The 6,889-nt window shown below is 59.9% G+C and carries 9 protein-coding genes; 7 read left to right on the top strand and 2 right to left on the bottom strand.

Features of this window, described 5'->3' with window-relative positions:
• Window positions 1-779 precede the first annotated feature (779 nt).
• From DVT68_RS20175 to DVT68_RS20165, 3 genes are all read left to right on the top strand, one after another.
• Window positions 780-1,409 (top strand): hypothetical protein, encoded by a 630-nt coding sequence (locus DVT68_RS20175; RefSeq protein WP_114827012.1) that lies wholly within the window; start codon window positions 780-782, stop codon window positions 1,407-1,409.
• Window positions 1,410-1,640: 231 nt separating this feature from the next.
• Window positions 1,641-2,237, top strand: a complete 597-nt coding sequence (locus tag DVT68_RS20605) for a hypothetical protein (protein ID WP_199536165.1) — start codon at window positions 1,641-1,643, stop codon at window positions 2,235-2,237.
• A 64-nt stretch (window positions 2,238-2,301) separates the two neighbouring features.
• Window positions 2,302-2,505, top strand: coding sequence for a hypothetical protein (locus DVT68_RS20165; protein ID WP_114827011.1), 204 nt, complete (start codon window positions 2,302-2,304; stop codon window positions 2,503-2,505).
• 88 nt (window positions 2,506-2,593) lie between these two features.
• Here the strand turns inward: DVT68_RS20165 and DVT68_RS20160 are convergent, their stop codons facing one another.
• Together DVT68_RS20160 and DVT68_RS20155 are read right to left on the bottom strand one after the other, a co-directional pair.
• Window positions 2,594-3,433, bottom strand: a complete 840-nt coding sequence (locus tag DVT68_RS20160) for a transporter (protein ID WP_114827010.1) — start codon at window positions 3,431-3,433, stop codon at window positions 2,594-2,596.
• Between the two features lie 83 nt (window positions 3,434-3,516).
• Window positions 3,517-4,218: a hypothetical protein gene (locus tag DVT68_RS20155; RefSeq protein ID WP_114827009.1), complete on the bottom strand. Its 702-nt coding sequence runs from the start codon at window positions 4,216-4,218 to the stop codon at window positions 3,517-3,519.
• Window positions 4,219-4,228: 10 nt separating this feature from the next.
• On the opposite strand from DVT68_RS20155, the gene DVT68_RS20375 reads away from it, so the two are divergent.
• From DVT68_RS20375 to DVT68_RS20140, 4 genes are all read left to right on the top strand, one after another.
• Complete coding sequence (locus DVT68_RS20375; protein ID WP_147281786.1) at window positions 4,229-4,492, top strand: hypothetical protein; 264 nt, start codon at window positions 4,229-4,231, stop codon at window positions 4,490-4,492.
• 157 nt (window positions 4,493-4,649) lie between these two features.
• Window positions 4,650-5,036: an RcnB family protein gene (locus DVT68_RS20150; protein WP_158543556.1), complete on the top strand. Its 387-nt coding sequence runs from the start codon at window positions 4,650-4,652 to the stop codon at window positions 5,034-5,036.
• 191 nt (window positions 5,037-5,227) lie between these two features.
• The gene (locus DVT68_RS20145; protein WP_147281785.1) at window positions 5,228-5,488 is read left to right on the top strand and encodes a hypothetical protein; all 261 of its coding nucleotides are present in this window, start codon (window positions 5,228-5,230) and stop codon (window positions 5,486-5,488) included.
• A gap of 105 nt (window positions 5,489-5,593) precedes the next feature.
• Window positions 5,594-6,625 carry an IS110 family RNA-guided transposase gene (locus tag DVT68_RS20140; protein ID WP_114827006.1) on the top strand — a complete coding sequence of 344 codons (1,032 nt, stop codon included), beginning with the start codon at window positions 5,594-5,596 and terminating at the stop codon, window positions 6,623-6,625.
• Window positions 6,626-6,889 lie beyond the last annotated feature (264 nt).

Genomic DNA, 6,889 nt, shown 5'->3' with positions numbered 1-6,889 from the left:
TCCCACACGCCCTACGACGAGTCGCGCTACCTTAGGGCCCTGCAGCGCCGTGGCTCGCCCTTGCTCGCCGGCCTGGCTTCGTCCGATAGTTGACGGAACGGCTCAGGGCGTGAAGCGGACACTCCGTCACCCTTGGGGAAAGACAAGAATGAGTGGCATGCGCTATCTGCCTTTCTTGGCCTTGCTGTTCGTGGCGGATTCCGTCCGAGCAGAAGGCCTTGATCTTGACCGTCTATCTCGCGTGACCGACTACCTGACGGCCGGCGTGACCAGAACGCCTCAAGAGATCGGCCAAGAGTTTGGAGTTGAGTTGACCGGCCCATCCGCGATCAGTGGAGGGTCATGGGTCCAATGGGCAAGTACGGGGAGCTCATCGCTGCCCTGGATCCGTTCAATCGAATTGCGGACTGAGCGCGGAATGAGTAGCGGCAGACGTCCAGTAATGTCTGCCTATCAGGCGCAGGCAACAGTTCAGTTCTCAACGCCTTTGTGCGTTAGGGCCGGCGATCTTGAGGGGAAATATGGCGACCTCGGTCCCGCGCCCATACCAGCTCACGCGCCATCAGACGTGATCGAAGACACCGGCCACTTACTTGTGGTGAGCGGGGCCAGGATCTCATTCCATCTAAAAACAGCGCCCGCCTCTCTGATCAATCCAGGCGAGGCAATGTGCGTTGAAAGCGTTGGAATAGGCGGCATCAAGGTACGCTAACGTCCGCTTCCGACCCGGAGCGGACCTAACAGCCAGTAGGATAAGACGCCGTATCGGGAGGGGGCGAATGGACGGAAAGAGCGATGGATACTTCGAAGAGAGAAAGCTGGCGCTCGCTGGGCGCATCAACTTAAAGCCGATGTATGCGGCAATGCTCATCAATCTAGTTCTCGCGTTTCTGTCCTACATCTTCTACGACCGCCTGGCTGATGGCTCTTTTGCAAGCGCTGCCATCCACCTGGGGCAGTCCTTGTCGCCTTCGGTGTCAAGAATGCCGGCAATTACGACCCATCCCGACAGATGCGCGTTTGTGCTGTCGATTCAATGGGTCGCGTCCATTTCCCTCATTGTTCTGCTTCTCACCAAATACTGGCCCTTCTCCAAGGTCATGAGGGTGGCTGTTCGCACTTGGTACAAACAGCCGGAGGACAGGCTGCCGTCACACCGGAACCTCCGGGTGTTTGGGTTCATGCTCTTCGTATTGGCCTGCGCGGCAGGCGATACGGGTCTCTGGACGTTTCCCACGCTCTATAACGGGCTATTTTTTGCTGATTCAGAGCCACTTCGTGCCTTCGTTGCCATGGTCAATTCACCGGTTTATCTGCCCTTCTTGGCGTGGTTCTCGGTGTTGGCAACGGTAATGACTTACTGGGGCGCCATTTTTCTTGTGGCGAACTGGTGGACGATCGTCGAGTAGGAAGTCGCGCTCTTAGGTCCGCTTGCGACCCAATGCGGACGCGTTGAAAGACCGAGATTCGAGCGGGCAGCCGTCGCGAATCGGTGTCCTTGCGATAACTCCCAGCAATAGACCAAAGGGCGTGTTCCGCGGGCACCGCCTCACCGCTCACGATCACGGCCGCCAGAATGACAGGCGTTGAAACCAGTGAGTCAGTCCGCGTAAGGTTTTGCTATACAACAGGGGGAGCACATGAAGGGAAGCACGATCGCATATGCGGTAGGGACAATTACGTTGGCCCTGCTATCGAGTGGGTGCGCGACCAAGACCTACGGTCGCCAGCCCATGCTCACTGATTACGAAGCTCAGACCATGAGCTGCCGCGAAATTAGTCTCGAAGAAGCCAAAGTGAATGGCTATCTCCAACAGGTTCACCAGGAAAGTCAGTTTGACGGGCGATCCGTCCTTTCCTTCCTCGGCGATTTCGGTATAGGGAACGAGATTGAACGATCCAGTGCTATCGACACCGCCAACAAGCGCATGGGTGCACTGCGCGCTACGGCTGCCTCGAAGCACTGTGATTCGGTTCTAGCCAACACAAACGTGGTGACACCCGCCTCACCAGCATCCCCGTCGTCTTTGGGGCCAGCCAGTTCATCGGCAACACCGTCCCATCCTGCCGACTACACCAGCATGGTCCTATCTGCGCAGAAGCTGTCTACCAAGATGGGATGCGGGGATGTCCACGCTACAGGCGGCGCCACATTTGAGGCCCAGTGCTCGGCGTACAGCGTCGTTATCGATTGCACAGATGGCAGTTGCCACCCGTCGCGTACGGTCAATAACTAAAATCTCAGGCGCGCGAAGCAGACACGTTCGACTCCGCGTGGGGAAGGCAAACTTAAGGGGGCTTATGGGGAATAAGGTCGCGACAGTGCTGTTTTGGCTGCTGGCTGCTGTTCTAACGATCTTCGGCCTGCGGCTTGTTTTGGGTGAAATGGTGAACGGCTTCAATGGTTGGCAAGTAACCAGTGCGGCATTTGCCGTTGTGGTGCTCGTCCTCGGCTGGCGGCAGTGTCTACGTGCCTTGCGCCGAAAGGACGTTGACTCCGAATGAAGTCCGCTTCCGACCCATAGCTGACATTGCCATCTCAAACGGACCCAAACTGGCTGCTACAAGTAGCAGCCAGAAAGTTGAGTGATCTTCAGAATGAATACACGACCGTCGCGCCCACACCCCAATCCGGGCTGCCATCCGTGAAGCCCTTGGTGACATAGGCCTGGGCCTTCCAGCCGCTGGCGAACTTGTAGGCGTAGTAGCCGGTGAGTTCGTTGCGCGAGAAGCTCGTGTCCGACGCCTTCTCGCGATAGTCGTAGTACGCGCCGAAGCTGCTGTGACTGTCGAGCTTGTAGCTCGCGCCAACATTGGCTCCGAACACATCGTTGAGCTGGATGTATTGCGAGCTACCGAGCCAGGTGTAGCTCACGCCGCCGAAGACGGTCCAGGCGCCGAAGCCCTTGTACATGTCGGCGCCGACGGTGTAGTCGTTCTTGCCGGTGCCCAGACCCTTGTCCGCATCAGCCGTACCGAACTTGATCTTGCCGGTGAGATCGATACCGAACTGCGCGGCGCTGTTGGTGTAGGCCTCGTACGTGGCCGACGCGGTGACGTCGCCTAGACCCGATGCGGAGCCGGTCGTCTCGGTCGTCGGCGTGGTGCCGCCCTGGGAGTTGCCCTTGCCCTTGCCTTTGCCTCGGCCGTTCGGGTTGTTGTTCTTCACCGGACCGATGCCGGGAATCACGTTGTCGGCACCGGAAACATGGATGTACGGCACGTCCAGCTTGAACGACCAGCTATCGATGTCGTAACCAAGGGTCACCGGCACCTGAGTGATGTCGGTCGTGGTCGACGTGCCGTACTTGCCGGTGGTGTAGTCGATGCCGGCGCCCACCTTGATGGCGGAGTTGTCGTCGGCATGCGCTGCCTGCGCCATCAGTCCCAGAACGCCAAGGGCGCAAAGGGTACTGGTGTTCTTCAGATTCATGAGTTCTTCCTAGGGCGTAGCAACAAAAGAGCGGGAGGCCTCAACAGAGGCCTCCACGCAAGTCATAAGTGATGTTGTTGTAATCAGCGACCGCCGTGTTCCGGCTTGTCGGGACGCTCGGGCTTTTCGGGCTTGTCCGGATGATCCGGCTTGTCGGGACGATCGGCCTTGGCGACCTTGTCCGCCTTGTCGGCGTGATTCGCCTTCTCGGTCTTGTCGCCATGCGCGATGTCTGCGCTATCGGGCACAGGACCGTGCGCCTTGGCGGCGCTCATGATGTCGCCCAGCTTGAAGCCCAACGCCTTGGCGATGTTGCCCCAGCCCTGGCCGTCGGCGCGCAGTGCGAGCACGCCAGTCAACTGCACCGGACCCTTCGGGCCTGCGACCGTGCCGCCGTTCAATGCCGCTTCGATCTGTGCTGCCGTCGGCTGCGTAATGCCGGCCGCCGTCAGTTCGGCCTGGGCCAGCGACAGCGCGATATTCACGTTGCCGTAGCCGAGATGGCCGGTGGCAGGCGTAAAGGTGGTCTGCACGGCGGGCGTGGTGGCTGTGGCCGGCGTGACCAGCACGACGGTGCTGCCGTTGCGCAGGCCGGTCACCAGCGCCTGCGAGTTGCTGGTGGACCCGGCGAACGTGGTGTACGAAGTGGCGAGCTTGGTGCTTTCCTGGCCGCTCGTTGGTGCCGTTTGGGTGGTTGGCGCGGTGTCGGCCAGCACCAATGAGCTGCCCATGCACAGGCCGACGGCCACGCTAAGCGCGGTGAGTACATGTACGTTCTTCTTCATCGATTGCCCCTTGAAGGTGATGGTCGTTCCCTTCGAGGCGCCCCGGGGGGCATCAGATGAACTCCGCACCTGCCATGAGGTAGTGCAGCAAATCATGCTCACTCCGACGGCCTCGGCGCGGATACTGGCGGACTCGACGGCGCAAGAAAAGAGCGCGCGCACGCAAGTTCAGCAAGCAGAAGAAAATCCTTCAGCCGCTAGTCAAAGAGCCCTTCATTTCGTGCGTGAAGTCGCAGAAAACAAGGGTTTTCTGTCGCGAAGCTGTACAAGATGAGCCGTAGGGAAGGCGAGGCAATAGCGACTTTGCTTAGCGTTTCCTTACCGTGCATAGCGCGCCGATCGAATTTTTGTGCGATGTTGTCGCCGCGTCGAATGGGGCCTAGGCCTGGCGACGCCCATCAAACATTTCCATGCCCTTGTACGGAGCCAACATGAAGCGCCTTTTTTCATTTGTTGTTGCGGCCGCCTTGCTCGCAGGTAGCGGCATGGCCCTCGCCTCACCGCAAAGTCACGGCCATGGGAACGGCCATGGCAACGGTGGCGGCAACGACGACGATGCCCGTTGGGACGACGGTGATCATGGCCATAATCCCAAGGACGAAGGGCGCCACGACAACGGCAAGCACAAGGGTTGGTACAAGAAGGGCGATCGCCTGCCCGACCAGTACTACACGCGTGAGTACTACGTCACCGATTACGAGCATTACCACCTGCGTCGTCCGGATCCGGGCTACCGCTGGGTGCGCGCCGACGGAGGACAGTTCTACCTGACGCTTATGTCCAGCGGCGTCGTGATCGATATCGCCGCGGGCTTCTAATCGACGCCATGGGTTTTGGCAGGGTCGTGAATCGCAAATCAGTGGTGGAGCGGTTCGTGCAAGGTCCGCTTTCGACCCGGAGCGGACCTAACGGATTCGGTGGATATCAGGGGCAGAGAGGTGCTATGGATCGGGCTCAGACTTACTGGGGTGGGGAAGTCGAGGTTAGTGTCGAGCCGCACGAAATGCGGATGAGCCACTGGGTCTACGCGCCAAAATTCGCGGACATCTCCGGAGAGCAAATCCTGTTTGACCTAACCGGCAAGCTTTGGGACCTTATTTCTGTGTCAGAGTCTGAAGACGCGCTTGACCTTCAGTTGAGGAAGTACCCGGGCGACCGCCCTCAGGTGACTTTGCAGGTCCAGCGGAAAGGTCGAGTGATTCTTGTCGCGGGAAAGCCCGTGGATGGTGCGGAACTTGAGCGACACCTGGACACTGCGCTCATCAAATGAGTCCGCTTCCGACCCGAAGCAATGAGATGGACTCCTCCCCGTCTTCGGCATCGAGTGCCAGACTGGAAGCGATAGAACCAGTCGCTGGCGAAGAGGAGTCCACCCATGAAGCTTACGCGCATCGGAGTCGACGTGGCCAAGCAGGTCTTTCAGGTCCACGGGGTAGATCGGCACGAGCAACCGGTCTGGCGTCGCCGCCTATCGCGGGAGCGTTGGCTTCGCGCCGTATCGGAGGTCGCTGAGCCGGGCTGCGATATCGGCATGGAAGCCTGCGGTGGTGCGCATCATTGGGCGCGTCAGCTGCAAGCGCTGGGTTATCGCGTAAAGCTGATCGCGCCGCAGTTCGTGAAGCCGTACGTGAAGAGCAACAAGAACGACGCCAACGATGCCGAGGCGATCTGTGAGGCGATGAGTCGTCCGAGCATGCGTTTCGTGAGCGTGAAGAGCGTGGCTCAGCAGGATCTACAGGCGATGCACCGCGTACGTGCCAGCCTAGTGGAACAACGCACCGCCAAGGGTAATCAAATACGCGGCCTGGTCGCCGAATACGGCCTCGTGGCGCCAAAGGAAATAGCCTCACTACGGCAGGCGATCCCCTGTTGGCTGGAGGATGCCGAGAACGGCCTGAGCATATTGTTCCGGCTCGTGCTCGAAGGGCTGTGGCGCGACCTGCGCACGATGGATGACCGTGTCAGTGAACTGGACGGTCAAATCAACGAAGCAGCCAAAGCCGATCCGGCGGCGCGTCGGCTCCAGCAGTTGCGTGGCGTTGGGCCTGTCGTCGCCACTGCGTTGATCGCGTGCGTCGGTGATGCCACGCAATTTGCTAATGGTCGGCAGATGGCGGCATCGTTGGGCTTGACGCCTCGGCAACACAGCTCCGGTTGCAGGGAGCGGCTCTTGGGCATCAGCAAGCGCGGCGATGCCTACATGCGATCGCTGCTCGTGCATGGTGCGCGAGCCATGCTGCGAACGGCGCCACGCCATGATGATCCGCTGAGTCGATGGGTGACGCGCCTGTCGGCGCGCTCTCACCCGAACGTGGCGTGCGTGGCCATGGCCAACAAGACGGCGCGCATGGCCTGGGCCATGCTGCGCCACGGCACGAACTATCAACCCACACTCGCGGCGGCCTAAGAGGTAGTGTCCGGAACGAACCACTCCACGATTGCGAAGCACCCCGCGTGATGACGAACCGGTCGAACCGGCGTCGGCAAAACCCTGTAAGGTCCGTGTGCCACGAGCACGCCAAAGCGATTGGGAGCCGACGCGCGACTAGCTCATCATGGCCCGGCACCGAAAAGCGGTGCAGCTGTTAGAGGCCGGATATACGTGTGCAGTCGACACGGACGCCAGAGCTAGGGGATGCTTGGCAAAGGGGAGGAGTCCATATACGGACCT

Source organism: Dyella solisilvae (assembly GCF_003351225.1).
Classification (GTDB): domain Bacteria; phylum Pseudomonadota; class Gammaproteobacteria; order Xanthomonadales; family Rhodanobacteraceae; genus Dyella; species Dyella solisilvae.
The sequence above is the reverse complement of the archived record's forward strand: the minus strand, read 5'-3'. Positions and strand labels throughout refer to the sequence as shown.